General features: G+C 61.2%; 22 protein-coding genes. 4 read left to right on the top strand and 18 right to left on the bottom strand.

Annotation, left to right across the window (positions count from 1 at the left end):
• Window positions 1-245 precede the first annotated feature (245 nt).
• The 3 genes from AB5Y83_RS11205 to AB5Y83_RS11215 all read right to left on the bottom strand — a co-directional run bounded on the left by AB5Y83_RS11205 (window position 246) and on the right by AB5Y83_RS11215 (window position 3,397).
• Window positions 246-800 (bottom strand): sugar O-acetyltransferase, encoded by a 555-nt coding sequence (locus AB5Y83_RS11205; RefSeq protein WP_368175171.1) that lies wholly within the window; start codon window positions 798-800, stop codon window positions 246-248.
• 164 nt (window positions 801-964) lie between these two features.
• Window positions 965-1,843, bottom strand: a complete 879-nt coding sequence (gene prmA / locus AB5Y83_RS11210) for a 50S ribosomal protein L11 methyltransferase (RefSeq protein WP_005358410.1) — start codon at window positions 1,841-1,843, stop codon at window positions 965-967.
• Window positions 1,844-2,380: 537 nt separating this feature from the next.
• Window positions 2,381-3,397, bottom strand: a complete 1,017-nt coding sequence (locus AB5Y83_RS11215) for a zinc-binding alcohol dehydrogenase family protein (RefSeq protein WP_368175172.1) — start codon at window positions 3,395-3,397, stop codon at window positions 2,381-2,383.
• A 100-nt stretch (window positions 3,398-3,497) separates the two neighbouring features.
• On the opposite strand from AB5Y83_RS11215, the gene AB5Y83_RS11220 reads away from it, so the two are divergent.
• On the top strand, window positions 3,498-4,370 hold the full coding sequence (locus AB5Y83_RS11220; RefSeq protein WP_005338917.1) for a LysR family transcriptional regulator: 873 nt from the start codon (window positions 3,498-3,500) through the stop codon (window positions 4,368-4,370).
• Window position 4,371: 1 nt separating this feature from the next.
• Here AB5Y83_RS11220 and AB5Y83_RS11225 read toward each other — a convergent pair whose 3' ends face one another.
• From AB5Y83_RS11225 to acs, 7 genes are all read right to left on the bottom strand, one after another.
• A complete protein-coding gene (locus tag AB5Y83_RS11225; protein WP_043822878.1) occupies window positions 4,372-5,799 on the bottom strand; it encodes a PTS transporter subunit EIIC in 1,428 nt (475 codons plus the stop codon).
• An 89-nt stretch (window positions 5,800-5,888) separates the two neighbouring features.
• On the bottom strand, window positions 5,889-7,346 hold the full coding sequence (gene panF / locus AB5Y83_RS11230) for a sodium/pantothenate symporter (protein ID WP_368175173.1): 1,458 nt from the start codon (window positions 7,344-7,346) through the stop codon (window positions 5,889-5,891).
• Window positions 7,336-7,599 carry a YhdT family protein gene (locus tag AB5Y83_RS11235; RefSeq protein ID WP_118854259.1) on the bottom strand — a complete coding sequence of 88 codons (264 nt, stop codon included), beginning with the start codon at window positions 7,597-7,599 and terminating at the stop codon, window positions 7,336-7,338. Before AB5Y83_RS11235 ends, panF begins: the two co-directional genes overlap by 11 nt.
• A 127-nt stretch (window positions 7,600-7,726) precedes the next feature.
• Complete coding sequence (gene accC, locus AB5Y83_RS11240) at window positions 7,727-9,067, bottom strand: acetyl-CoA carboxylase biotin carboxylase subunit (RefSeq protein WP_005338910.1); 1,341 nt, start codon at window positions 9,065-9,067, stop codon at window positions 7,727-7,729.
• 15 nt (window positions 9,068-9,082) lie between these two features.
• The gene (gene accB, locus AB5Y83_RS11245) at window positions 9,083-9,541 is read right to left on the bottom strand and encodes an acetyl-CoA carboxylase biotin carboxyl carrier protein (RefSeq protein WP_005338908.1); all 459 of its coding nucleotides are present in this window, start codon (window positions 9,539-9,541) and stop codon (window positions 9,083-9,085) included.
• A 36-nt stretch (window positions 9,542-9,577) separates the two neighbouring features.
• Window positions 9,578-10,027, bottom strand: a complete 450-nt coding sequence (gene aroQ, locus AB5Y83_RS11250) for a type II 3-dehydroquinate dehydratase (RefSeq protein ID WP_005338907.1) — start codon at window positions 10,025-10,027, stop codon at window positions 9,578-9,580.
• Window positions 10,028-10,315: 288 nt separating this feature from the next.
• Window positions 10,316-12,262: an acetate--CoA ligase gene (acs, locus tag AB5Y83_RS11255; RefSeq protein WP_279488918.1), complete on the bottom strand. Its 1,947-nt coding sequence runs from the start codon at window positions 12,260-12,262 to the stop codon at window positions 10,316-10,318.
• A gap of 166 nt (window positions 12,263-12,428) precedes the next feature.
• On the opposite strand from acs, the gene AB5Y83_RS11260 reads away from it, so the two are divergent.
• A complete protein-coding gene (locus tag AB5Y83_RS11260; protein ID WP_234781322.1) occupies window positions 12,429-12,710 on the top strand; it encodes a hypothetical protein in 282 nt (93 codons plus the stop codon).
• A 57-nt stretch (window positions 12,711-12,767) separates the two neighbouring features.
• On the opposite strand, the gene AB5Y83_RS11265 is transcribed toward AB5Y83_RS11260, so the two are convergent.
• The 5 genes from AB5Y83_RS11265 to torC form a co-directional block, all read right to left on the bottom strand.
• On the bottom strand, window positions 12,768-15,176 hold the full coding sequence (locus tag AB5Y83_RS11265; RefSeq protein ID WP_335818412.1) for an EAL domain-containing protein: 2,409 nt from the start codon (window positions 15,174-15,176) through the stop codon (window positions 12,768-12,770).
• A 189-nt stretch (window positions 15,177-15,365) separates the two neighbouring features.
• Window positions 15,366-15,734: a hypothetical protein gene (locus tag AB5Y83_RS11270; protein WP_042080620.1), complete on the bottom strand. Its 369-nt coding sequence runs from the start codon at window positions 15,732-15,734 to the stop codon at window positions 15,366-15,368.
• Window positions 15,735-15,741: 7 nt separating this feature from the next.
• Entirely contained in the window at window positions 15,742-16,410 is a 669-nt protein-coding gene (gene torD / locus AB5Y83_RS11275) for a molecular chaperone TorD (RefSeq protein WP_368175174.1), read from the bottom strand.
• 99 nt (window positions 16,411-16,509) lie between these two features.
• Window positions 16,510-19,002 (bottom strand): trimethylamine-N-oxide reductase TorA, encoded by a 2,493-nt coding sequence (gene torA, locus AB5Y83_RS11280; RefSeq protein ID WP_368175175.1) that lies wholly within the window; start codon window positions 19,000-19,002, stop codon window positions 16,510-16,512.
• A gap of 27 nt (window positions 19,003-19,029) precedes the next feature.
• Window positions 19,030-20,196 carry a pentaheme c-type cytochrome TorC gene (gene torC / locus AB5Y83_RS11285; protein WP_005343495.1) on the bottom strand — a complete coding sequence of 389 codons (1,167 nt, stop codon included), beginning with the start codon at window positions 20,194-20,196 and terminating at the stop codon, window positions 19,030-19,032.
• Window positions 20,197-20,341: 145 nt separating this feature from the next.
• Between torC and torR the strand changes: the two genes are divergently transcribed.
• Window positions 20,342-21,055: a two-component system response regulator TorR gene (torR, locus tag AB5Y83_RS11290; RefSeq protein WP_204385129.1), complete on the top strand. Its 714-nt coding sequence runs from the start codon at window positions 20,342-20,344 to the stop codon at window positions 21,053-21,055.
• A 36-nt stretch (window positions 21,056-21,091) separates the two neighbouring features.
• Here torR and AB5Y83_RS11295 read toward each other — a convergent pair whose 3' ends face one another.
• Window positions 21,092-21,496 carry a GFA family protein gene (locus AB5Y83_RS11295; protein ID WP_139732875.1) on the bottom strand — a complete coding sequence of 135 codons (405 nt, stop codon included), beginning with the start codon at window positions 21,494-21,496 and terminating at the stop codon, window positions 21,092-21,094.
• A 37-nt stretch (window positions 21,497-21,533) separates the two neighbouring features.
• Entirely contained in the window at window positions 21,534-22,580 is a 1,047-nt protein-coding gene (torT, locus tag AB5Y83_RS11300; protein WP_368175176.1) for a TMAO reductase system periplasmic protein TorT, read from the bottom strand.
• Between the two features lie 70 nt (window positions 22,581-22,650).
• On the opposite strand from torT, the gene torS reads away from it, so the two are divergent.
• The gene (torS, locus tag AB5Y83_RS11305) at window positions 22,651-25,476 is read left to right on the top strand and encodes a TMAO reductase system sensor histidine kinase/response regulator TorS (RefSeq protein ID WP_368175177.1); all 2,826 of its coding nucleotides are present in this window, start codon (window positions 22,651-22,653) and stop codon (window positions 25,474-25,476) included.
• 51 nt (window positions 25,477-25,527) lie between these two features.
• Here the strand turns inward: torS and AB5Y83_RS11310 are convergent, their stop codons facing one another.
• On the bottom strand, window positions 25,528-25,812 hold the full coding sequence (locus AB5Y83_RS11310) for a hypothetical protein (protein ID WP_100654434.1): 285 nt from the start codon (window positions 25,810-25,812) through the stop codon (window positions 25,528-25,530).
• Window positions 25,813-25,895 lie beyond the last annotated feature (83 nt).

The following is a 25,895-nucleotide window of genomic DNA, read 5'->3' on the forward strand; positions in this document are numbered from 1 at the left end:
ATTTAAATAGTGCGATGTACCTCGCAATCCTGTTGTATTTCACTATGTAAAACGTTTGCGCATTCGCTAATATCTCCCGGCCAGTTTAGAAGGGCACTCCTTCTAATTTTTCTGCGATGAGAGTCGCAATTCCGTAGCACCTTTTAACAGCCCAACGTCTTCGTGACATTGGGCTTTATTTTTTATGGGAAGGCGGGGTTGTTGTGAGTTGATGGCGGCATCAAAATGCAGCCCGGTTGGCAGCCTTATGACCTGTTTTTGGCTGGCAGGATCCGGGCCGGGTTGCCGACAACCCGAATACCGGCCGGTACATCTCTGGTGACTACGGCGCCCGCGCCGACGATCGCCTCCCGCCCTATGGTGACGCCGGGCAGCAAGATGGCGCCGCCACCAATCCAGACCTTGTCTTCAATGGTGACCGGCAGCGCCGTCTCTGTGCCCTGAATCCGTTTGTCGGCCTCCAGCGCATGGGCTGCGGTATAGATCTGCACATTTGGCCCAATCATCACATGGGCGCCGATGCGGATGGGGGCATTGTCCAGCAGGGTGGCCCCCATATTGATGTAGGAGTCCTTGCCCAGGTGGATGTGGCGGCCATAGGTGCAGTAGAGGGGCGGGCAGATAAAGGCATTCTCAGCCAATTCGCCAATCAGCTCCGCCAGTAGTGCCCGCTGCTCTGCTTCCTCTTCCGCCTGATTGAAACGGCGATAGCGCCGTGCCGCCTCCCGGCGCAACTGGGCCAACTCGGGTGTCATGCAGTTGTACGGTTGGCTGCAAATCATCTTCTGGTATTCGATCATGGCAGGGCCCCAATGATGTGGAAGAACGATGTTAATCCCTCATTGGCCAGAGAAGCGTGAACCGTCCCCCAGAGTGGGAAAGGAGGGAGAAACAACAAGAGCACCCGCGGGTGCTCTTGTTTAATAAAGATGCTGACTTGCCGCCTTGAGAGCGGGAGCTATGTTTAGCCGTGCTTGCGGCCGGAGAGGCGGCACCACTCTTCCTTGACGGCGGTCGGGTCCATCTCGAACCACTGACCGTAGATAGTTTCCAGCTCCGGAGCCTGGCTCTCCAGCACGCCGGAGAGAGCCATCAGGCTGCCCGGCTTGCCGTGGCCGGCGATAAGTGGAGCCAGTTCGCGCAGCGGGCCGGCCAGGATGTTGGCAACCACCACGTCCGCTTCGACATCTTGCGGCTGGTCGGCTGGCAGATAGAGCTCAATCTGGTCGGCGACACCGTTGCGCGCGGCGTTGTCGCGGCTGGCCTGAATGGCCTGCGGGTCGATGTCGATGCCGATGACGCGGGCGGCACCCAGTTTCAGGGCGGCGATGCCGAGAATGCCGGAGCCGCAACCAAAGTCGACCACGGTTTTACCGGTCAGATCGAGGCCGTCCAGCCACTGCAGGCAGAGGGCGGTGGTGGGGTGGGTACCGGTACCGAAGGCCAGACCCGGATCCAGCATGACGTTGACTGCATCGGGGTTCGGCACATCGCGCCAGCTCGGGCAGATCCAGAGGCGCTCGCCAAACTGCATCGGGTGGAAGTGATCCATCCACTCGCGCACCCAATCCTTGTCTTCCAGCTGCTCGACCTTGTAGCCGACGTTTTCGCCGAAGATCTGCTGGAAGAAGGCGATGGTGGGAGCCGGGTCGGTTTCGGCATCGAACAGACCCATCACTTCGGTCTCGCCCCAGAGCGGGGTTTCACCGGGCATGGGTTCGTAGACGGGCACATCCTTGGCATCCATAAAGGTCACCGCCTGGGCTCCACGCCCCAGCAGCATGTTGCTCACCTTGTCTGCGGTCTTGGCAGTGGCGTTGATTCGAATTTGTATCCAGGGCATGGCGTCGACTCTTCATAAATGTGAAACCGCGAGATTCTACCATCATGGGGCAGTGCTGTCGTGGTTTGCCCATGACGTGGAGGGATGCGGGGGCTTTTGCCGGATTGGCACGGTTCCTGTATTGCTCTATGCAGGCGAAGACGACCGGTTTTCGCTGAACGCTTTGCTCAAGTTCCGTCATCTTTCACTGCCACCCTCGGGTGGCATTTTTTTATCTGCACTTGTTTGCCTGGTAAACAGTCTGCCAGATAAAAAAAGAGCAAGGTCGGCACCTTGCTCAAGGACGGGCTGACGCCGTTTTGGCGCATTCATGCTGCTGTTGGCACGCCAGATGCAAAGACTAATATGTCCTGCATAAGGATATGTGTGTGATTGTTACCCCAATGTTCAGGTATTCAGGCCATTTCTCGCGAAATGGCCTCTTTTTTGGCTGATTGTCGGACGTTGGCCTGCCACAGGCTGTCATGAGTGCCGCTGATTGTGCCCGTTTGGGGCATCTCCTTGGTGAACTTATCCCATCATGGTGCGTTGGAGGGCTTAGTTGGCAAAGTCGCTCATGTCGATCACCAGCTTGCCAACCATACGGCCCGCTTCCACCTCGGCATGGGCCTGAGCCAGCGTGATCGGGGTCAGCGACGGGATGGTTCTGGTCAGGGTGGTCTGCAATACCCCTTCATCGACCAGTGCCGCCACCCGGCCGAGCAGGCGGTGCTGTTCGATCATGTCCGGCGTCTGGAACAGGGAGTGGGTGAACATGAACTCCTGGCTGAAGGTGACACTCTTGCTCTTGAGCAAGGAGAGATCCCACGGCTCGCTCGATTCGGCGATGGTGCAGATATGGCCAAACGGGCGGATCAGCCCGGCCATGGTGGCCCAGTGCTCGGCGGTGGCGTTGGTGCAGAAGATGGCATCGACCTGAGTGATGCCAAGGGCGGTCAGCTCCTCCTGCAACTTGTGGTGGTTCACGACCTGATGGGCGCCCATCTCGAGGCACCACTCGCGGCTCTCTGGGCGGGAGGCGGTAGCAATCACCTCCATGTCGGTGAGCTGGCGGGCCAGCTGGATGGCGATGGAGCCCACGCCACCGGCGCCGCCGATGATCAGCAGTTTGCCACGGCTTTCGCGGGTAAGAGCGAAGCGCTCGAACAGGGTCTCCCAAGCGGTGATGGCGGTGAGCGGCAGGGCGGCGGCCTCCACATCGCTCAAGGTGGTGGGGGCGATCGCGGCGATGCGCTCATCCACCAGTTGCAGGGCGCTGTTGCTGCCCGGGCGGCTGATATCACCGGCATACCAGACTCGGTCGCCTGCCTTGAACAGAGTAACTTCGCTGCCGGTGGCGATCACTTCCCCCACCGCATCCCAGCCGAGTACCCGAGGCGAGCTTTCAATTTTGGCCTTGGGGGAGCGCACCTTGGTATCTACCGGATTGACAGAGGTGGCGGTGACCCGTACCAGCAGATCCCGCGGGCCCGGGACCGGATCGGGCAGGTTGGCGGCGATGAAGCAGTCGGGGTGGTCGCTTGGCAGATAGTGAGTCAGGGCAATGGCTTTCATGGTTTTTCCTTTCAAATCGCTGTGTTCGGGATTGCCACTCACTCTAGTCTGGTTGATTATCAAGATTAAGATGGGTAATCGGTAAAGACTGTTTGAATATATGAACAATGTCGATCTGGAGTTGATGGGGCTGTTCGCCACCGTGGTGGAGCAGGGGAGCTTTACCCGAGCCGCCGAGCTGCTTGGTATGCCCAAGTCATCGGTGAGCCAGAAGATCTCGCGGCTCGAATCCCAGCTCGGGGTGCGGCTGTTGCAGCGCACCACCCGCAGGTTGAGCCTGACCCCGCAGGGGGAGCTCTATGTGGAGCACTGTCAGGGGCTGCTGGCACTGGCCCGCAGCGCCAATCTGGCGATGGCACGGCTGCGATCTGCCCCTGCGGGGCGGGTGCGGATCACTGCCCCCGAGGCGACCGGTACTCTATTGCTTGGCCGGATCCTCGCCGAGTTTCGCGCCCTCTATCCCGAGGTGGTGTTGGAACTGACCCTGAGCGATGAACAGCTCGATCTGGTGGGGGAAGGTTATGATTTGGCGCTGCGGGCGGCGCCGCTGAAAGACTCCAGCCTCATCTGTCGGCGTATCGGTGAGGTGGCGCGCCATCTGGTGGCGGCGCCCGCCTATCTGGCGGCCCACGGCATGCCGCAACAGCTGAGCGAGCTGGGCCGTTATGCCTGTCTGGTGCACTCGGCCATGCCGGTGTGGCCATTGCAGGAGGGGGGCTGGCGGCCACAGGGGGCCTGTGTCAGCAACAGCTTGCTGGCGCTGCGGGAGATGGCGCTTCATGACGGGGGGATTGCCCTGTTGCCCCACCATGTCTGTGAAGGGGATTTGGCGGCGGGGCGGCTGCAGAAGGTGTTGCCGGATCAGCCCATACCGGCCAACCCGTTCTACCTAATCTATCCGAGTCGGGAGCATCTGGCCCCCGCCCTGCGCACCCTGATGGATTTCGTGGCCGAGCGGTTGCCGTTCGCCTGAGTTACCAGCTGCTCTGGCTGGCCGACTCCTGATTGGGTTTGAGGCCGAGGGGGACCGACTGGCGCTCCGCCAGCATGCGGATCTGCCCTTCAATCAGGCTGGCACTGGGACCCAGCACCAGCACCAGCTGGTGGTCGTTGAGCTGGATCCAGGAGAGGCAGCCCAGGCCCAGCAGGCGTGACTGATCCACCAGTGAAATATCGCGCACCCGCAGGCTGAGGCGGGTGATACAGACACTCATCGCCACCAGATTGTCCATCCCGCCTAGCACCTTGAGGTACTGGATCGCCAGCATCTGCGGGTCTGAGGGGGCAACGCTGGCAAGGCGCGGATGCTCCACCGCGATGGGCTTGCTCGGCATGCTGAGGGGGGCGCGCTCCAGCAGCTGATAGAACAGCAGGGTGTAGGCAACGAAAAACAGGATACCGACCGGAATGAGCCAGAAGCTGTGCTCCCCTGCCTGATAGCTCAGCACCAGATCCAGCAGACCGGCGGAGAAGTAACTGCCCACCTTGATCCCCAGCCCGCTACAGACAGCGAGCGATAGCCCGGTCAGCAGGGCGTGGGCGAGAAACAGCCAGGGGGCGGTAAAGGCGAACAGAAACTCGATGGGCTCTGTGATACCCACCAGTGCCGAGGTGAGCGCCAGGGTGAGCAGCAGCCCGCCCTGCGGCAGCCGCTGCATCCGCTGGCGGTGCAGCCAGATGGCAAAACAGGCGCCCGGCAGGCCGAACATGATGATGGGGTAGAGACCGGCCACATACCCTTCATGAAGGGGCTGGGCGGTGGCCAGCGCCTGCAGGTTGCTCTCGCCAAGGCCGATGACGCTACCCAATACCTGATGCAGCCCGAGCGGGATTAGCAAGCGGTTGAGGGTGCCGTAGCAGAAGGCGCCAAACGGCGTGGTAAGCAGCTCGGAGGTGAGCAGGGTCAGCCCGCGCTCCAGCGGCGGCCACAGCAGCGAGAGGGGGATGGCGATCAGCAGGCAGGCCAAGGCCGACACCAGCAGGCTGGGAAACTCCCCCTTGGCGATCTGCAGCCAGCGGGGCAGTGTTTGCTGGTGAACCCAGGGGTAGATGATGGCAGTGGTGAGCCCCGCCAGCAGACCGCAGATCATGTCGGCGTGCAGGTTGGGGGCTAGCGTATTGAAGGCGGTGCTGAGCAGCAGGAAGTTGACCGCACCCGCCAGCGTCTGTCCGCCCAGCTCTTGCCGACTCAGGCCAAAGGCGATCGCCACCGCATAGATAAGCGGCATCTGGCTGAAGATCGCCTGACCGGTGAGGGAGAGCACCGCCAAATCGAGCACATCGGGTTGCCCAAGCCGGTAGATCAACGCCGCCATCGGCAGGATGGAGACGGGCAGCAGCAGGGCATAACCGAGCCGCTGCAGGGCTTGAGTAACGACTTGTCGAGTGGCTTTAACGGGCATACAGCGGCTACGTTCTGTGACTTGGCGCACAGTTTAACCGGAAAACACCTATTTGGGGATAGTTTTGGAACCCCTAATTTATATTTTTATTATTTCTGCCCGAAAAGCTCGCGCACTTCCCGCGAGGGCGGTGCCGTTAACAGGCTCACCGTGATAAAGACCATCAGCGCCAGCGTGAGGCTTGGCACGATGGCGTGCAGGCCAGCCAGCTTGATCCCCCACTGACTCAGAACCCCATAGCTGACGATGCCGCTGACCATGCTGGCCAGCGCGCCCGGGCCGTTGGCCCGTGACCAGTAGAGACCGAGCACCAGCGGCCAGAGGAACACCGCCTGCAGGCCGCCAAAGGCGAGCAGGTTGAGCCAGATGATCATCTCGGGGGGCTGCAACGCCGCCAGCAGCACCAGAGTGCCGAGGATCAGGGTGCAGAGCAGGGAAAGGCGGGGGATGCGCACCTCCAGCTTCTCCTGCTTTGGACTCAGATAGTTGAGGTAGAGATCCTTCACCAGAGTGGCGGAAGCCTGGATCAGCTGGGAGTCGATGGTGGACATGATGGCCGCCATCGGCGCCGCCAGAAAGACTCCGGCCAGCCAGGGGGGCAGCACTTCCATCATCAGGGAGGGCATGATCTTGTCCGGGCTGTCCATGCCGGGCAGGATGGCGCGGCCAAGGGCACCCGCCAGATGCATGCCGAACATCAGCAGGGCGCTGACCACGGTGCCGATCAGAATGCCGCGATGGAGCGCCTTGCTGTCGCGATAGCCAAAGCAGCGCAGCGCCGAGTGGGGTAGCCCCACCACCCCGACACAGACCAGGATCCAGAAGCTCAGCATAAAGGGCTGGGTCAACATGTCGCCGGCCCCTTGCGGGCTCACCAGCTTGGGATCGATCTCCCTGAGCTGGTGGATAAGGTTCGGCAGGCCGTCACCGGCAATCAGAATTCCCGCCAGCAAGGCGCCGGTGCCGATCAGCATGATGATCCCTTGCAGGGCATCGGTCATCACCACCGCGCGAAAGCCGCCGATGATGGTGTAGAGCAGCACACAGCTGGCAAACAGCATCAACCCCTGCTGGTAGGAGAGGCCGGTGGCGGTCTCCAGCAGGCGGGCGCCGCCGATAAACTGCACCACCATAGTCGCGATAAAGGCGAGGATGATAGTAACGGAGCCGAGGATCACCACCGCCTTGCTCTGGTAGCGGGCCCACAGCATATCGTTGATGGTCACCGCATTGACCCGGCGGGCGATGATGGCGAACTTCTTGCCAAGCACCCCCAGAGTGAGCCAGACGGTGGGCAGTTGGATCATCGCCAGCAACACCCAGCCCAGACCGATCTTGTAGGCCGCGCCCGGCCCACCGATAAAGGAGGAGGCCGAGGTGTAGGTGGCCACCAGCGTCATCGCCAGCACCAGCCCGCCCATGCTGCGGTTGCCGATGAAGTACTCCTGCACGAAGTTGCCTTCTGCGCGATGGCGGCTAGCCCAGAAACCCACCCCCAGCACCAGCACCAGATAGATGACGAGCGGCAGCATCAACTCAAGATTCATGGGATGACTCCTTGCCGCAAGGGGCGTGGGTATCGAGGGGGATCTCCACAAACAGCCGGTTCACCATCAGGGCGCAGAGCAGAATGAACAGCAGCGGCATCACCATGCAACTGAGCAGGAACCACAGTGGCAGCCCCCACAACTCCAGCTGGAGCGGGATAAAATAGGCGGTGCCATACCAGGCAAAGAAGTAGAACAGGGTCAGCAGCAGGCAGAAAGCTGCTTCCCGGCGGGCGAGAGCAAAACGGTTCACCTTGGCCTCCGACAAATTTGAGGGGCGCAAGGATAACAAAAAAGGGCCATGTCGCCATGGCCCTTTTTCAGCAGAGGCTCCTTGCGGAGCAGACTTCCACCGGAAGTCCGGTCTCTATCAGCGATCCTTACAGACCTAATTTCTTGTGCAGATAGTGGATATTGGTGCCACCGTGCTGGAAGTTTTCGTCTTTCATGATCTCTTTTTGCAACGGTACGTTGGTCTTGATCCCTTCCACCACCAGCTCGTCCAGCGCATGGCGCATGCGGGCGATGGCAATGTCACGATTCTCGCCGTAGCAGATCAGCTTGCCGATCATCGAATCGTAGTGGGGCGGTACCTTGTAACCGGCATAGATGTGGGAGTCCCAACGCACGCCCAGACCACCCGGCGCGTGGAAGCGCTGCACCAGACCCGGAGAGGGCATGAAGGTGGCCGGATCTTCGGCGTTGATCCGGCACTCGATGGCATGGCCACGGATGCGGATATCCTGCTGGGTGATCGACAGGGGCTGACCGGCGGCGATGCGCAGCTGCTCCTTGATCAGATCGATACCGGTGACCATCTCGGTGACCGGATGCTCAACCTGAATACGGGTGTTCATCTCGATGAAATAGAACTCGCCGTTCTCGTACAGGAACTCGAAAGTACCCGCGCCGCGGTAGCCGATCTCGATACAGGCGCGCACACAGCGCTCGCCGATGAACTTGCGCATTTCGGCGGTGATGCCGGGCGCCGGCGCCTCTTCCACCACTTTCTGGTGGCGACGCTGCATGGAGCAGTCACGCTCGCCCAGATAGAGGGCGTTGCCCTGGCCGTCTGCCAACACCTGAATTTCAATGTGGCGCGGGTTTTCCAGGTACTTCTCCATGTAGACCATGTCGTTCTTGAAGAACTGGCCTGCTTCGGATTTGGTCAGGGCGATGGCGCCCGCCAGTTCCGCTTCATTGCGCACCACGCGCATACCGCGACCACCACCGCCACCGGCGGCCTTGATGATCACCGGATAGCCGATGCGCTTGGCAATGGCGGCGTTGTGCTTGGCGTCGTTGTCGACGGGGCCGTCAGAGCCCGGCACACACGGTACGCCCGCTTTCTTCATCGCTTCGATGGCGGAGACCTTGTCACCCATCAGGCGAATGGTCTCGGCGCGCGGGCCGATGAAGATGAAGCCGGATTTTTCGACCACTTCGGCGAAATCGGCGTTCTCGGAGAGGAAGCCGTAACCCGGGTGGATGGCCACGGCACCGGTTACCTCGGCGGCGGCGATGATGGCCGGGACGTTGAGGTAGGATTCAGTACTGGCCGGTCTGCCGATACAGATGGATTCGTCGGCCAGCAGCACATGTTTGAGCTCCCGGTCGGCGGTGGAGTGAACGGCCACTGTCTTGATCCCGAGCTCTTTACAGGCGCGCAGGATCCGCAGGGCAATTTCACCGCGGTTGGCGATGACTACTTTGTCCAACATGGGTGGCGATTTCCCTTATTCGATGATGAACAGCGGCTCGTCAAATTCGACGGCCTGACCATTTTCAACCAGGATCGCTTTGATCACACCGGCCTTGTCAGACTCGATTTGGTTCATCATTTTCATGGCTTCGACGATGCACAGGGTGTCGCCGACATTGACTTGCTGACCCACTTCCGCGAACGGCTTGGCATCCGGGCTGGAGGAGCGGTAGAAGGAGCCAACCATCGGGGAGCGCATCAGGTGACCGCTCGGGGCGGCATCTGCGGCCGGTGCGGCGGCAACCGGGGCGGCAGCGGCAGGTGCGGCAACCGGAGCGGCTTGCTGCATCATCATCTGCGGCATGGCGGTGGTCACCTGACCGGAGAAGTTGCGGCTGATGCGAACGGACTCTTCACCTTCGGAGATCTCCAGTTCGGCGATGCCGGACTCTTCAACCAGTTCAATCAGCTTCTTGATTTTGCGGATATCCATTAGCATTCTCTTTCTTCTTTATCTGATCAGTGATTATCAAGCCGCGCGCAGATGGTGCACGGCCGCGGTTAAAGCGAATTGGTAGCCATCGGCCCCCAGACCACAAATGACCCCTTTGGCGACATCAGACAGATAGGAGTGATGACGGAACGGCTCCCTGGCATGGACGTTTGACAGGTGAACCTCAATAAAAGGGATGGCGACACCCAGCAGCGCATCGCGAATGGCGACGCTGGTGTGGGTGAAGGCGGCTGGATTGATGATGATAAAATCCACCTGGCCCATGGCCTGATGGATGCGGCCGACCAACTCATGTTCGGCGTTGGATTGCAGATGTTCCAGAGTGACACCGAGTTCGCTGGCGTTAAGCTTCAGATCGGCGACGATCTCATCAAGCGTCTTGCTGCCGTAGATACCCGGTTCCCGTTTGCCCAGCAGATTCAGGTTTGGTCCGTTGAGCAGGAGAATTCGGTGATTTTGCGACATATTGAGTACATCCTCGATGATAATGCTGCTATCTATCAGCTATCTTGTGGACTACCAGAAATCTAGCCATTTTCTGCGCAAATCGGTGTGCCCTGGCACACAGATTTCGCAATTATATTGATTTCGTGAAAATTAGCAGCATTTTACTGGTCTAATCTCTACATCTGGCTGTTTATTGCACGTTTCGGTCGACAAGGCTCCGTGGCTGCCACCTTGCTGTTTGCTGGCGGATGAGAAACGATAAAGCCGGCACAGGGCCGGCTTTGTTGGGCAACAAACGAAGCGGGATCAGGCTGCTTCCGACTTCTCGCGAATGAGTTTGTCTACTACGCCCGGATCCGCCAGGGTGGAGATATCCCCCAGGCTGTCGGTCTCACCGGTGGCGATCTTGCGCAAGATGCGGCGCATGATCTTGCCGGAACGGGTCTTCGGCAGCCCCTCCGCCCAGTGGATCACGTCCGGCGTAGCGATGGCGCCAATCTCCTTGCGCACCCACTCCTTCACCTCTTTGTGCAGCTCGCGGCTCGGCTCTTCCCCGGCGATCAGGGTGACATAGGCATAGATACCCTGACCCTTGATCTCGTGAGGAACCCCCACCACTGCAGCTTCAGCAATCTTGGGATGGGCCACCAGCGCCGATTCAATTTCAGCGGTACCCATGCGGTGGCCGGAGACGTTCAGTACATCATCCACCCGACCGGTAATCCAGTAGTAGCCGTCCTCGTCGCGACGGGCACCGTCGCCGGTGAAGTAGCGGCCCGGGAAGGTGGAGAAGTAGGTCTGCTCGAACCGCTCGTGATCGCCGAACACGGTGCGCATCTGGCCCGGCCAGGAGTCGGTGATCACCAGGTTGCCCTCGGTGGCTCCCTCCAGCGGCTCGCCCATGTTGTCCACCAGCGCAGGTTGCACCCCGAAGAAGGGACGAGTCGCCGAGCCCGGTTTCAGGTCGGTGACGCCGGGCAGCGGCGTAATCAGGATGCCGCCGGTTTCGGTTTGCCACCAGGTATCGACAATGGGGCAGCGCTCGTCACCAATGGTGCGGTAGTACCACTCCCAGGCTTCCGGGTTGATCGGCTCACCCACCGAACCCATGATGCGCAGGCTCTGGCGTGACGTGCCGGTGACCGCTTCGTTACCCTTGGCCATCAGGGCGCGGATGGCGGTAGGGGCGGTATAGAGGATGGTGACCTGGTGCTTGTCCACCACCTGACTCATGCGGTTGGTGGCCGGGTAGTTGGGCACCCCTTCGAACATGATGGTGGTGGCGCCGTTGGCAAGCGGCCCGTAGACCAGATAGGAGTGACCGGTAACCCAGCCCACATCGGCGGTACACCAGTAGATATCCTCTTCGTGGTAGTCGAACACATATTTGAAGGTGAGGGTGGCATAGACCAGGTAGCCGCCGGTGGTGTGCAGCACCCCTTTGGGTTTGCCGGTGGAGCCGGAGGTATAGAGGATAAAGAGCGGATCTTCGGCGTTCATCGCCTCGGGCGGGCAGTCGCTGCTGACGGCGGCGGTCGCTTCATGCCACCAGATGTCGCGGTGGTTGTGCCAGGCGACATTGCCGCCGGTGCGCTTGAGCACGATCACCTTGTTGACCTGGGTATCCGGGTTGGTGAGCGCTTCATCCACATTTTTCTTGAGCGGTACCGGACGGCCGCCACGCAGTCCCTCGTCGGCGGTGATCACGATGCGCGAGCCCGAGTCGATGATGCGACCAGCCAGTGCTTCCGGCGAGAAGCCGCCGAATACGATGCTGTGTACCGCGCCGATGCGGGTACAGGCCAACATGGCGATGGCGGCTTCGGGCACCATGGGCATATAGAGGCAGACCACGTCGCCACGGTGAACCCCTTGGGCTTTCAATACGTTGGCAAACTTGCACACTTCGCTGTGCAGTTCGCGGTAGGTGAGTTTGCGATCTTCGGTGGGGTTGTCCCCTTCCCAGATGATGGCGACCTTGTCGCCACGTTCGGCGAGATGACGATCTAGACAGTTGGCCGAGACGTTGAGCTGGCCATCTTCAAACCATTTGATGGAGACATGGCCCGGATCGTAGGAGGTGTTCTTGACCTTGCTATAGGGTTTCATCCAGTCGAGAATTTTTCCCTGCTCTCCCCAGAAGGTATCGGGATCCTCGACGGAGGCCTGATACATGGCGGCGTAGTCGCCCTTGTCCAGCAGTGCATTGCTGCTGATGTGGGGTTTGACCGGGTAGACCTTGCTCTCGCTCATCTGTCACTCCTTTGAATAGATCTTTTAATGGTTTCTTAACAACTTATACCTTTGGTGGCGGGGGGCAATTAGACTTTTGGATAGGCGGCAACAGTTGGTTACAGGACAAAGAGTGACAATTAATCGGCGAGTGGGTAAAAGGGGGCGTGTCGATTAATTGGAGGTCATGATGTTTTCTTTGTTGCTCTGTGCATCCCTCTGGCAGTTTGATGCGCCAGTGCCCGCTGGCGAACCCCCGAAAGAGTTTGCGCTCACCCATCAGGAGGCCTCACCTGCGCTGCGGGATCGGGTGGCCGATCAGCTTGGTCATGCATGGCAGGCCAAAGAGCCTGGTACCAGACTTACCTTCAGCGAGCCAGCCCCCCGTTATGCTGGCGAATCACCGTTGACGCGTATGCTCAATGATCGTGATGATGGTTGGGAATCCCGCTTGCAGATTGAGTGGTAATCCGGTCGGCAGCCAGGAGGCGGATGCCTCCCGGCTGGTGATGATGATTGCCTGCCACTATGAGACGTAGCGTTGATGCAGGCGATCTCCCATATGTTCAACATGCAGTGGTTTGCTGAACAGATAGCCCTGTCCTTCGCCGCAGTTGAGTGACTGCAAGAAGGCGTGTTGTGCCTTGGTTTCAATCCCTTCGGCGGTGACCTCCATATCCAGACTGTCGGCCAGATTGATGATGGTGCGGCAGAGCTCCCGACTGTTCTTGTCTTCCGGTAATGCCTGCACAAACGCCCGGTCTATCTTGATGCGATCGATCGGCAGGGTCTTGAGCAGACTCAGTGACGAGAAGCCGGTGCCAAAGTCATCGATGGCAATCTGAACGCCGAGATTTTTCAGGCGGGTAAAGAGATCCAGACTCTGTTCGACCCGCTGGATGATGCTCTCCGTCACCTCTATCTCCAGCCGTTCTGGCGGAAATCCGGTCTCGGCCAGAATAGCGGCGACCCGTTCAACGTAGCCTGGGGAGCGCATCTCCCGCACCGACACATTGACCGACAAGCGAGGCACCGGCAGTCCGGCGGCCAGCCAGTTTTGTCCCTGCTCGCAGGCGTTGCGCATCACCCACTCCCCAATTTTCTCTATCAGGCCGCACTCCTCTGCCACCGGAATAAAACGGGTCGGCGCTATCATTCCCTCATTGGGATGCTGCCAGCGCAGCAGGGCCTCCAGTCCACTCAGGTGGCCGTTGGCCAGATTGGTCATGGGTTGATAGAAGATGCAGAGCTGTTCGAGCTCCAGGGCCTTGAGCAGACCCTGCTCAATCTGCATTCGCTCGCGGGCTCGAGCCGCCATGCAGGGGGTATAGAACTGGAATCCGTTGCGCCCCTGACTTTTCGCCTCGTACATGGCGCTGTCGGCGGCACTGACCAGGGTTTCCGGGCTGTCAGCATGATCCGGATAGATGGCAATACCGATACTTGCCGAGATTGCCACCAGCTCATGGGCCAGCTCAACCGGTTCACGCAACACGGTCAGCAGGGTATTGGCAAGGGCTGCCAGCTCGTCAGGCTCCTCCAGATAGGGGATCAGCACCAGAAACTCGTCTCCCCCGAGGCGGGTCGCCAAATCGTTGTGCTGCAGGCAGCCGCGGATCCGCTCTGCCAGCCGCTTGAGCAGCTCATCGCCGACCCCGTGGCCCAGGCTGTCGTTGATCAGCTTGAAGCCATCCAGATCGATAAAGAGCAGCCCCAACCGTTTGCGATTGAGCTGCGCGGTTTTCAGCTCAAGGGCCAGCCGCTCCTGCAACAGATGGCGATTGCCCAGCTCGGTCAGGGGATCGTGATAGGCAAGGTGATTCAGCTCGGCCTCCACCTTGCGAATGGCGCTGATGTCGGAGAGGGCGATCACATAGTGAGTGGTGTTGTTGAAGTTGTCATAGACAGCGCTGATCTGCTGCCAGGAGGAGAAGTAGCTGCCATCCTTGCGCAGACAAACCATCTCGCCATGCCAGGCGTTGTTGCCGGGGCGCAGGTGATACCAGGGATAGTCGAGGTCGGTGTAGCGCCTGGGATGCATGATGATATCCGGGGTGCGGCCTATCACCTCCTCGGCATTGTATTGGGTCAGCATGGTGAAGGCCGGGTTGACCGACAGAATATGGTGCTCGCTGTCGAGGATGATGATCCCCTCGGCCGTGGTATCGAATACCACGTTGGCCTGATGGAGTCGCTCCTCCTGACGGCGGCGGGCGGTGGCATTGTGAATGACTCCCATGACCCGGTGGCCGACCGACTCGGTGGCGGGGACATGGTCGGCATGAATATCGACCCAGTGGCGCTCGTTGAGCGCGGTGAGGTAGCTCAGGGTGAGATGGATGGGGTCATGACTTTGCAGGGCGGCCTTGAGCTGGCTGCCAGATTCCGGTTCAAAACAGTCGACGAACGCTTGCAGCCCGCCGTGGAACTGGTTGGCCTCGATGCCCAGCAGCGGCTCAATCTGGCCGTCGAACAGCAGTCTGTCTTCCGCAACGTGCCACTCCCACACCCCGATTTGGGCCGCTCGCATTGCCAGCTGCAGCCGTTGTTCGGTTTCGTACTGCTCGGTGATGTCCCGTACGATGGCGAGGATGCCGTTCAGCTCTCCCTTCTCATCACGCATCGGGCTGTAGGTGGCCTGAAAGCGGCGGGAGCTGCTGTCGTACGCCGCGGTTTGGCCCGTGATGGCGATATCCACGTAGGGCATGCCGCTGCGCATGATCTGCTGAAACATGGGCTCCAGGGTCGGGGCCAGCTTGGGAACCACCTCTCGGAGATGCTTGCCCTGATGCTCCTCGATGCTTTTGCCATTGATGTCGGCCAGCACCTGATTGACTTTACGGTAGCGAAATTCGCAGTCAAAGACGCCGATGCCCAGAGGGGCATTATCCATCAGCTGTTCCAGGACGGTGTGATCTGACAGCTGGGTCAACATTGCCTCGGTGTCGGCGTTGAAAAGCTTCCCATCCATGATGACCTCGGCATTGATTGTTTTATCACTTGCATCAGTTGTCAGTATGGCACGAACTGTTTGGCCGGGAGTCAAGCGGAGTTATCTGGTTGTTTTGACGGCAAGAATAGGCAGAAAAACCTGATAAAAAGGATGGAAAAAGGGGGCGAGTGGTTATCCCTTCTGGCGACCAAACGCCTGAATACCGCGCACAAATACCAGCCAGCCGAGCAGATGGAACGGGAGGGCAAGCAGATAGAGCAGCAGGAAGTGCGACTCGCTGCCACTGCTGTTGATGAAGTCGATCCAGGCGGCCAGCAGCGCCAGCATGCCGGCGATCTGGAAGCGGCGGCGCAACACCACCTCGACGCCGAGATTGGCAAGGTAGAGGGTGAGCAGGATGCCGGCAAAGCCGGTGAGCTGGGCGGTGCCGTAGAGCTCGCGATCCGGGTTGAACAGCAGCGCGATCAGGGGAGTAATGCCCTGATCCAGCGGGATCAGGGCCAGCAGCCAGCATGCAATCAGAAGCAGGGCTGTCTTCATCGCGGCCTCAGTCGGCAGACGGTGCCGGTTTGACCAGAGAGAGGTAGTTGGCATCCATCTTGAGGAAGACCCCCAGCAGACGGGCACTGGCGCCGTAGAAGCCAAATCGGTCGGCGGCGCGACAAGCGCTTTCGAACTTGTCGAACCACCCCAGCAGATGCCCGTGCAGCAGCGCTTCCTGCTCGTCGAGCCAGCGTTCCCGCTCGGCTGCGCTCTTGGCTTCCGCCGCGCGGATGATGAGATTGCCCATCAGATCCAGCTCGATGGCCAGATGGTCGGCAGGCTCTTTGTATTTATCGCTGACATTGATGCCGAGGCGATCGAGGCGGGCCTGCATCTCGGCCATCGGGGCCTGCATCAGTAGCTTGGCACCGCCGCGGTAGAGCGATTCATAGGGCAGGGCGCCCTGTTTGGGATCCACCAGAAACAGGCCGGCGAAGTCGGCGGCGAGTTCCAGCTGGCGATCCGGGCGCACCAGCAGGCGGGCGATGGCATCGTTGAGCTCGGCCACGGCTTCGCGCATCGGATCCAGGGTGGAGAGGCTTTTCAGGAAGCTTCGCACATCATAGGTGTCATATTCGGCGATCTGCTCATCACTGAGTTCGGCGGCGAACAGGGTGGAGAACCACCAGTAGAGTTCGGCCCGGCGTTCGCTGGTAGCCATAAATTCCTGCATTTTTCCTCCGTGGATGGCAATCGGGAGCCTTGATGGCTCCCGATTCTAACGACTTTAAAAATAAAGGAAACTCAAGGGGGCGCTTTCGTCCCCCAGGGGTCAGAGTGCCGGGAACATGGGGTCGATGCCCTTGGCCGATTCCGGCGCGCCGAAGGCAGTGACGGCGGGCGCCTGTCCGCGGAACTTCTCGATCTCCACCAGCGCGGTATGGGCCGTGGTGGCCTGCGCCAGGCTGGAGGAGCCGATGTCGGCGGTCAGCACGTTTGGATCGCCGTAGGTACAGAGAGTCCCGACCTTGCCACCCTCTTGCGGGCCATACCAGGCTCCTTCCTGAATGCGCACCACGCCGGGGGCGTAGTCATCGCTCACCACCAGACCGGCCAATACCTGACCGCGACCGTTGAACACCTGCACCAGATCGCCGTCCTTGAGGCCGCGGGATTTGGCATCCTGCGGATTCATATAGACAGGTTCGCGACCCTGCACCGTGTAGGTGGCGCGATAGTTGTCGGAGGAGCAGAGCTGGCTGTGCAGCCGCTTGTCCGGGTGGCAGGATTGCAGGTGCAGCGGGTACTGTTTGCTGCCCGGCCCGCCGTGAGAGCGCTCGTAGGGTTCGATCCAGACCGGGTGGCCCGGGCAATCCCCATAGCCGTAGTCGGCAATGGTCTTGGAGTAGATCTCGATAAGGCCAGACGGGGTACCGAGGGGTTCCAGATCCGGCTCCTGACGGAACGACTCGTGGCGCACCCAGGGTTGGCCCGCCGGGAAAGTGACGAAGCCCTCGCCGTGCCAGAACTGGCTGAAACGGGGCAGACGAATGCCGATGCCGCGACCCTGCAGGCGGGCGTCGTCATAGATGCTCTGGATCCACTCCAGCTTGCTCTTGCCGCCGGTGAACTCGGCCTCACGACCGAAGCGACGGCAGAGATCGGCGAAGATGTCGTAGTCATCCCGCGCCTCGAACAGCGGCTCTACCACCTTGTACATGGCCAGAATGCCCGCGTTGGAGTGGGAGCCCCACTGCTCGATGTCATCCCGCTCATAGGTGGTGGTGGCGGGCAGCACGATATCGGCGAAGCGGCAGCTGGCGGTCCACTGGTGATCGATGCTGACCACGGTTTCCAGCTTGCGCCAGGCCGCGACCATCTTGTTGCGATCCTGCTGGTGGTGGAACGGGTTGTTGCCGCAGAACACCGCCATCTTCATGTGGGGGTAGGTGATGGTCTGGCCGTTGAAGGCGATCTGCTTGCCCGGATTGAGGATGCAGTCGACGAAGCGGGCCACCGGAATGAATTTGGAGTAGCCCTTCCAGTCGCCGTCATGGAGTGGTTTAACGCCGGGAATGACCGAGCTGAAACCGGACATGATGGGGCCGCTGGAGGTGATGGTGCCCGCCCCGTTGTAGTGCCAGCCAAAGCCGTAACCGCCACCTGGCAGGCCGATCTGGCCAATCATCGAGGCCAGTACCACCAGCATCCAGGCGTACTGCTCGCCGTGGTGCATGCGCTGCACGCACCAGCCGCCGATAAGCTGGGTGCGGCCGCTGCTCATGGCGCGTGCCAGCTCGCGGATGGTCTCGGCTGGTACGCCACAGATGGCGGCGGCCCACTCGGCATCCTTCACCTGACCATCGCTGGTGCCCAGCAGATAGGGCAGGAACTTGTCAAAGCCGGTGGTGTAGTTCTTCAGGAACGCCTCATCGTGGCGCTTCTCGCTGTAGAGGGTGTGGGCGATGCCCAGCATCAGCGGCACGTCGGTTTGCGGATTCAGGGTCACCTGATCGCAATTGAGGTACTTCTGGGTCTTGGATTTGACCGGGTCGACACTGATCACCCGGATCTCGCCTTTGGCTACCTTCTCTTTCAGCTGTGCCCAGTAGTCGTAGACGCTGTGATCCGGCACCAGCCAGCCCACCTGCAGGTTCTTGATGGGATCGGAGCCCCAGATAACGATGGTTTTGCTGTGCTCCAGCACCAGCGGCCAGGAGGTTTGCTGTTCATACACCTCCATGGCGCCCGCCACGTGGGGCAGGATCACCTGGGCGGCACCGGTGGAGTAGTCACCGGCCTTGGCCAGATAGGTGCCGTGCAGGTTCATGGCGCGTCCCAGCATGGCACCAGCGGAGTGCAGTTTGCCCACCGACTGCCAGCCGGAGTGACCGGCATAGAGGGCGCTCGGGCCATAGGTCTTCTGTACCCGCTCCAGCTCGTGATAGAAAAAATCGAGCGCCTGGGACCAGGTGACCCGCACGAAGCGGTTTTGGCCGCGTTCGCTGGTGTCGGACTGGTGGCCCTTGCGTAGCCAGTCCAGTCGCACCATGGGGTAGCGGATGCGGGAGGGGTTGTAGACCACCTCACTCAAGGCCTTGAGCATGTCGGTGGGGTGCTTGTCATGCTCGAACGGCTGGGTCTCGACCCAGCGCCCATCGACCACCCGGGCACGGAAGGCGCCCCAGTGGGAGCCGGACTGCACCAGCTTGTCGCCAGACTCGGCGGCCATCACGGCGCGACCGAGCAGGGAGGGGCCGATCAGGGCAGAGGCACCGCTGGCCAGCAAGCCACCCAGAAAACCACGACGGGAAATATTTATCATCTTGTTATTCCTCTTTCGAATCCGGACTTAGTGGCTGCCCTGACCACCGGTATCGGCGGCATGGTTTTGCAGGTATTTGAGCAGGGTGCGCTCCTCTTCCTTGCTCAGGCGATAGTAGGCAGACATCGCCTTGAGCCCCGAGATCCAGCCGTTGGCAGTGAAGTGAGCGGGATCCGGCGCGCCGTGGCAGGAGTTGCAGGTGGATTTGTACATCTCGCCGGCGTAATCCCAGATCGGCTTGAGCGAGGACTCAAAGCCCTTGCCATCGACCCAGGCCTGCACCTGAACCTGTTCCCACTTGATATGGGTGGCGCTGTCGGTCTCCTGTTTGAGCACTTTCTCGCTCGCTTTCAGTTCGTCACGGATGGTGGCGACGAAGACCCGCTTGCCCATATATTCGCTCAGCACCCGGCCCTTGCCATCGCTCTCGCGCCACCCTTCGATGGTCACCTTGAGGCGATCGCCGCTGCGGTCCACCACGTCGATACGGGAGGCGGGCAGCAGTTTGCCGACCGGGTCGGTGCTCTGTTCGCTGGCGTAGAGATCTTTTTCACCCAGGTTGTAGAGGGTCTCGGCGGCTGGCGCCTCTTGCGCGTCGTTAACCAGGGTGGCGTAAGTGGCCCGGAAGCCGCCCGCCATGTTGGGCAGTTCGTGGGCGATGCCTTTGTGGCACTCGATGCAGTTCATGTTCTTCGCCGCCGCATCTTTCATCGCCAGCGCTGCCGCCGGGGACTGCTTGGCGTGATCCATGTTGTCGTAGCTGTGGCAGGACTTGCAGGTCTTGGAGTTCTGGCTGCTCATCCGTGCCCACACCTTCTCGGCCAGATGCAGACGCCGGTCCTCGAACTTCTCTTGGGTGTCGATGCTGTGGCCTATGTACTCCTGATAGAGGTCGTTGGCCGCCTCCATCTTGCGGGCCACCTTGCCGACGAAATCCTTCGGCTGGTGACAGTCGGTACAGACCGCCTGTACCCCTGAGGCATTCTTGAAGTGGATGGACTCCTTGTACTCCGGATAGACGGTGTCTTTCATGGAGTGGCAGGAGATACAGAATTCGAGGCTGCTGGTTTTCTCAAAGCCGTAGTGCAGGCCGACGGTGCCCGCGAGGGTGACGCCGACGCCCACCAGAAGCAGCGCCAGTACCGACCAGCGACGGCTGGGGGTGCGCAGGAAGTGCCACAGTTTTTTCATCATGCTCTCTCACATCACTTTTTTGATGGGAGCCATGATAGGGAGGCGTTGTGAACAGGGCTGCCGCCACAAATTAATGAAATAGGGGTATTTATGACAAAATGTGAATAGAATAATCCTCCCTTGTCGACCATCGTGAACCCTGCCCATGAGCTACCACATTCTGGTTGTTGAAGATGATGCGGTTACCCGCGAGAAGCTGACCGGCTATTTCGAGCGGGAGGGCTATCGGGTGACGGCGGTCGAAAACGGCCAGGAGATGCGCGCCGTGCTGGCGGAACAAACAGTCGATCTGGTGATGCTGGATATCAACCTGCCGGGGGAAGATGGTCTGCTGCTGACCCGTGAACTGCGGGCGCGCAGCACGGTGGGGATCATTCTGGTCACCGGCCGCAGCGATGCGGTGGACCGGATTGTCGGCCTCGAGATGGGGGCCGACGACTATGTCACCAAGCCGTTCGAGCTGCGGGAGCTGCTGGTGCGGGTCAAGAATCTGCTGTGGCGGATCTCGCTGGCGGCCGCCGCACCGAGCGAGCCTGCGGTCACTGACGATGCGGTGCGCTTCGGCCCCTGGCGTTTTGACATTCCCCGCCGCCAGCTTAGCAAGGACGGGGTGCCGGTGCGTCTGACCAAGGCCGAATATGAAGTGCTGGTGGCCTTTGTCGCCCATGCCGGGCGGGTGCTCAGTCGGGAGCGGATCCTGACCCTCATCAGCCATCGCGGCGATGGCCCGAGCGATCGCACCATAGACGTGTTGATCCGGCGGCTGCGCGGCAAGATGGAAGCGGATCCGCGGGATCCCCAGCTGTTTGTCACCGTCCATGGTGAAGGCTATCTGTTTGCCGGTGAGATAGCCTCCTGACCTCGTTGCGGTGGCCTTGACCTGTTTGACCGGGTATCAGACCGGCGGGCGGGTATCAAATTGCGGGCAGTCGTCGCCAATCTGGTGCCAGGGCGCCTTGGAGCCGACGAAGATGTGAAACGCGGGTCGCTGGCTCGGCACATCGTCCAGTACCCCGAGGCGCAGGTTGATCTTGCCGCTGCTGCTCTTCTGGCTGAACAGGCTGGAGCCGCAGTGACGACAGAAGGCCAGGGTGGTCTCTGCCGATTTCCGGTAGCGGCCGATGGCCTCTTCTCCCTTCACTATGGTGACCTTGCTGCCATCCAGTCCGCCGACCGAGGCGTAATCTCCCCCTGAAAACTTGCGGCATTCGCTGCAGTGGCAGTTCCCCATATAGTCGAACTGATCCGGCAGGGTCAGGGCGACGGCGCCGCACAGGCAGCTGGCATGTAACTCTTTCATCTCTTCTCCTTGAGTGTGCTGATCGGATTTGGAACGGCTATTCGACCCGATAGACGGGGCGAAAAGCACCATCCGAGAGGGAATCGGCGGGGTCGGTCAGCGGTGCAGGCAGCGTCAGAATGGGTGGCCCCATCACCCGCGGGCACTGCTCGGCATTGGCATCAGGGTGTTGCAGCAGGCAGACCGCCTGAGCGACCGCAAGGCGCCCCTGCAGCCGCATCTGATCGCTGTTGGCGGCCAGGATCTTGCCCCGGCGCAGGCCCCGCTGTACCCCGTGGCTGAAGTAGGTGCTCAGCACCTGGGGCCTGTCGAGATGGCGCTGCGCCAGCTCGTTGACCGCCACTTCGGCGGCGATGGCGCCCCCCACCAGATAGTCGAGGTCGGGATAGCGGGCCAGCGTCTGCTGCACCAGCGTGCGCTGGATTTCCCGGCTGTTGTCGCCGCGCTCGGTGGTGACCAGCTTGATGGCGCTCCCCTTGATGGCGTCGGCAAAGCCCGGCTCGACAAAGTTGTTGCCGCCACTCGCCTGCGGGCCGGGGAAGAGGGCGACCGAGACCGGCTTGCTGCCGGCGGGGTGGCGCTGCGCCAGCCAGTGGCCAATTTGCCAGCCCATCTGGTACCAGGAGACCCCCACCTTCGCCTGCACCAGACCGCTCGGCAGATCGTTGACCAACCCAAAGACCGGCAGCGGCGTGACCTTGATGGCCTCGCGCAAGCCCTGATAGCTCACCGCGCCGAGCAAGATGGCGTCGCTCCCTTCCTGCACGCAGCGCAGCAACTGCTGGCGCTGCTCGGCGAGGGCGCCATAGCCCCCCGCTTCGTGGATCTGCAACTTGACTCCCAACCGCTTCGCCTCGTCCACCATGCCCTGATTGACCGAAAGCCAGTAGGCGTCGCGCAGATGGGGGTAGAGGGCACAGAGGGTCAGCGGTTTGGTTGCGGCAGCGGGTTCCGGCCACTGCTGGCGCAGCGGCTGGCCGCTGAATTCGCCGCCGGGCCAGATATCGACCGCAAAGGCGAGGGCGGCGCGGGGAAGCATTAGCAACCAGATCAGCAACAACGGGGAGAGATAGACGCTTCGCATGGTCAGGGGTTTTGTTAAAGTGTTGGGCCATATTATCCGGTCAAAGCCGACCACAACCAAGGGACTTCCCGTGAGAATCTTTTCCGGCCTGGGTGGCAAGTTGCTGCTGGCCTTCTCCTTGATGGCATTACTCACACTGAGTGCCTCCCTGCTGGGTTGGGTGGGGCTTAGCCATCTGCGCCAGCTAGAGCAAGGGGTGCAGCAGACGCTGGCCGATCAGGATCTGGCCCGCACGCTCTCTCGCCTCAGCGGCGAGATCCAGAGTGCGTCGCGGCTGCTGGCCACCGCGACCAGCGAGCAGGAGCGGGAACATCAGGGACGCTTGCTCACCCTGCAGGGGCAACAACTGCAACAGGTGCTGGCGCAACTCGGCCGTGGGCAGGGTTCAACAAGCCTCGATCAGCTCAGTCAGAGCATTATCGGCAATCTGGGCCAGCAGGGCTGGCTGGTGGGGGAAAGGTTGACCCTGATGGCGCAGGGGGAGGCGCAGCGGGCCCGTCTGGTGGCGGCGGCCGGACAGATCGCCGAGCTGGCGCGCAGCCAGATGGAGAACGCCGAAACCGTGATGGTGGCGGGATTGGGTTCCCTCTACCAACAGCAAGGCGCGCAGGCGACCCGGACGCTGGACCGCCTGCTGGAGCAGGATCTCGACTGGCTGGAGCAGATGACCGAGCTGCGCCATCGCACCCTGATGCAGCAGCAGCGCATCGAGGAGATGTGGCGCAGCGAACGGCAGGAACAGTTGCAAACGCTATTGCAAGAGGGGCAGCGGGAGCTGGCCATCTTGCAACTGCGGGCCGGGGCGGTGACCGATCCGGCCCGCCGGCAGGCGGTGGAGCAGGCGCTGACCGTGCTGGCGCAGAGCGACAAGCTGGTACAACTGCGCAGCGACTGGCTCGGCAAGGGGGAGGCGCTGAGGGTGCTGGCCAATGCCAATGAGGCCCTGATGAGCAGCCTCAACCAGCAGGTCGGAGAGCTGGTCAGCCGTGCCCGCGATTCGCTGGGGCAGAGCCAGCAGGCGCTAAGTCAGCGCCTCAGGCTGCTGGAGCAGGCGTTGATGGGCATTGGCTTGCTCACCCTGCTACTACTGATGCTGTTGATGTGGCGCATGGTCTACGGCCGGATCGTCTGGCCGCTGCAACGGGCGGTGGCGGGGATGAGCCGATTGGCACGCGGGGATCTGGCCCCCCTTGAGCCGATCGCCAACTCCGGGCGCGATGAGCTGGCGGAGCTGGGGCGGGCCTTGCAGGTGTTTCGTGACAATGCGGTGGAGCTGGGCCGCTATCAGCGCGAGCTGGAGTTGCGGGTCGAGGAGCGCACCGGCCAGCTCAGCCACGCCAACGAGCGGCTCAATGAGGAGGTGGAGAAGCAGCGGCAGGCCCGCGCCGAGGCAGAGCAGGCCAACCGCGCCAAGTCGGTTTTTCTCGCCACCATGAGCCACGAGATCCGCACTCCGATGAACGGCATTCTGGGTGGCCTGACACTGCTGGAAGATACCCACCTGAGCGAAACCCAGCAGCGCTATCTGGCCGCCATCGAGCACAGCGGCGAATCCCTGCTGGAGATCCTCAACGACATTCTCGACTACTCCAAGATCGAGGCGGGCCATGTGGAGGCGCGCCGCGAACCCTTCCCCCTGTTCCAGCTGGTGGATGAGCTGAGCGCGTTGCTCCGGCCAAAGGCGGCGGCCAAGGGGGTCACTTTGGCGCTGGAATATGCGCCCGAGCTGGCGCCTGTGGTCGAGGGGGATCTGGGCAAGCTGCGCCAGGTGCTCGGCAACTTGCTCGGCAATGCGGTCAAGTTTACCGCCCGTGGCCAGATTACCCTGACGGTGGCGCCTCTTGTCTGCCACGGCCCTTGCGCCGAGCCCTGTATCCGCTTCGTGGTGCGCGATACCGGCCCCGGCATTCCGGTCGATGAGCAGGCGGCGGTGTTTGAGGCGTTTCGCCAGCGTACGCGGGACGTGGGCCATCAGGGCGGCACTGGACTGGGGCTGGCAATCAGCCGCAAGCTGGTGACTGCCATGGGGGGGGAGCTGAACCTTGTCAGCGAACCGGGCAAGGGGTGTGAATTCAGCTTCAGCCTGCCCTTGCAACGCTCGAGTGCCCAGCTGCCTGCCGAGGCGCAACCGCTGCACCTTGGCCAGTCCCGTGACATCCTGCTGGTAGAGGATAACGAGATCAACCGGCTGGTGGCGCACGGCATGCTGACCCGCCTCGGCCATCGCGTCACCCTAGCGGAGGATGGTCGCAGTGCGCTGGCGCTGGTGACCGAGCGTCCCTTCGAGCTGGCGCTGCTCGATATCAATCTGCCCGATATGGACGGCATGACCCTGCGCGAGGATCTGGCAGCCATCAGCGAGGAGATGCATGAGCGGCCGCTGCCCGCCATCGCCATCTCGGCCCAGATGTATCCGGAGGATATCCGCCACTGCCTTGCCGCCGGCTTCGTCGATTTTGTCGGCAAACCGGTGCGGCTGGCGGTGCTGGCGAACGCCATCGATCAGCTGTTTCGGCAAGAGGGCGCCTCTATCGAGCCGCAGGCGCAGTTATCAGTAGCCGTGCCCCCAACTAACCAGCCTGAGTGGGCCAATCCGGTGCTGGATGCCGATCTGCCCCTGCTCGGCATGGCGCGGATCCGCCAGCTGGTCGCGCTGTTTGAGTCGCAAGGGCGGGTGTTGGTAGATAAGTTGGCTCAGGGTGAGGGGAAAGAGCAACGTCAGCTGGCGCACAAGCTCAAGGGGAGTGCGCTGGCGCTGGGGTTGACCGAATTTGCCAGCCACTGTGCTGCTCTTGAGGCGGGGGGCGGTGAGGCTGCGGCAATCGGGGCGCAATTTGACGCGGCGTTGAGCGGGTTGCAGCAGTGGCTGGTGGCCAACAGGGATGCGCCGTTCTGATCCCTGCTGGCGATGTACGGCGTTTAGGGAGGGTGGCCAGCCCCTGCGCCGTTATTCGATCTCCCGAAATAGCACCTGCTTGCACTTGGCGCAGACCCATTCCCGGCGAAAATCGGTCAGGTGCACCATACCTACCTCCAGCAACTCGTGGTGGCCGCAGTGATAACAGAAGATGATGTCGCCATCGACTGATTCAGGGTGGGCCGCCAGATATTCGGCTTTGGTGGGGAGTTGATCCCACGAGGTGGTGGGGAGATGTTTGCGTTGGCTGGTGTAGTAGACCCAGTAGAACAGAAAAAAGACAGCCAGGATCACGAATGTCAGCAGATGGTCCATCTTGAACTCCTCCGGTTAGGTGCAGCCCCTCGGATGCATGGCTGCAATCAGCTCCATCATCATTAAATTTGTTTCGAATGAAT

Source organism: Aeromonas sp. R5-4 (assembly GCF_040908215.1).
Classification (GTDB): domain Bacteria; phylum Pseudomonadota; class Gammaproteobacteria; order Enterobacterales; family Aeromonadaceae; genus Aeromonas; species Aeromonas veronii.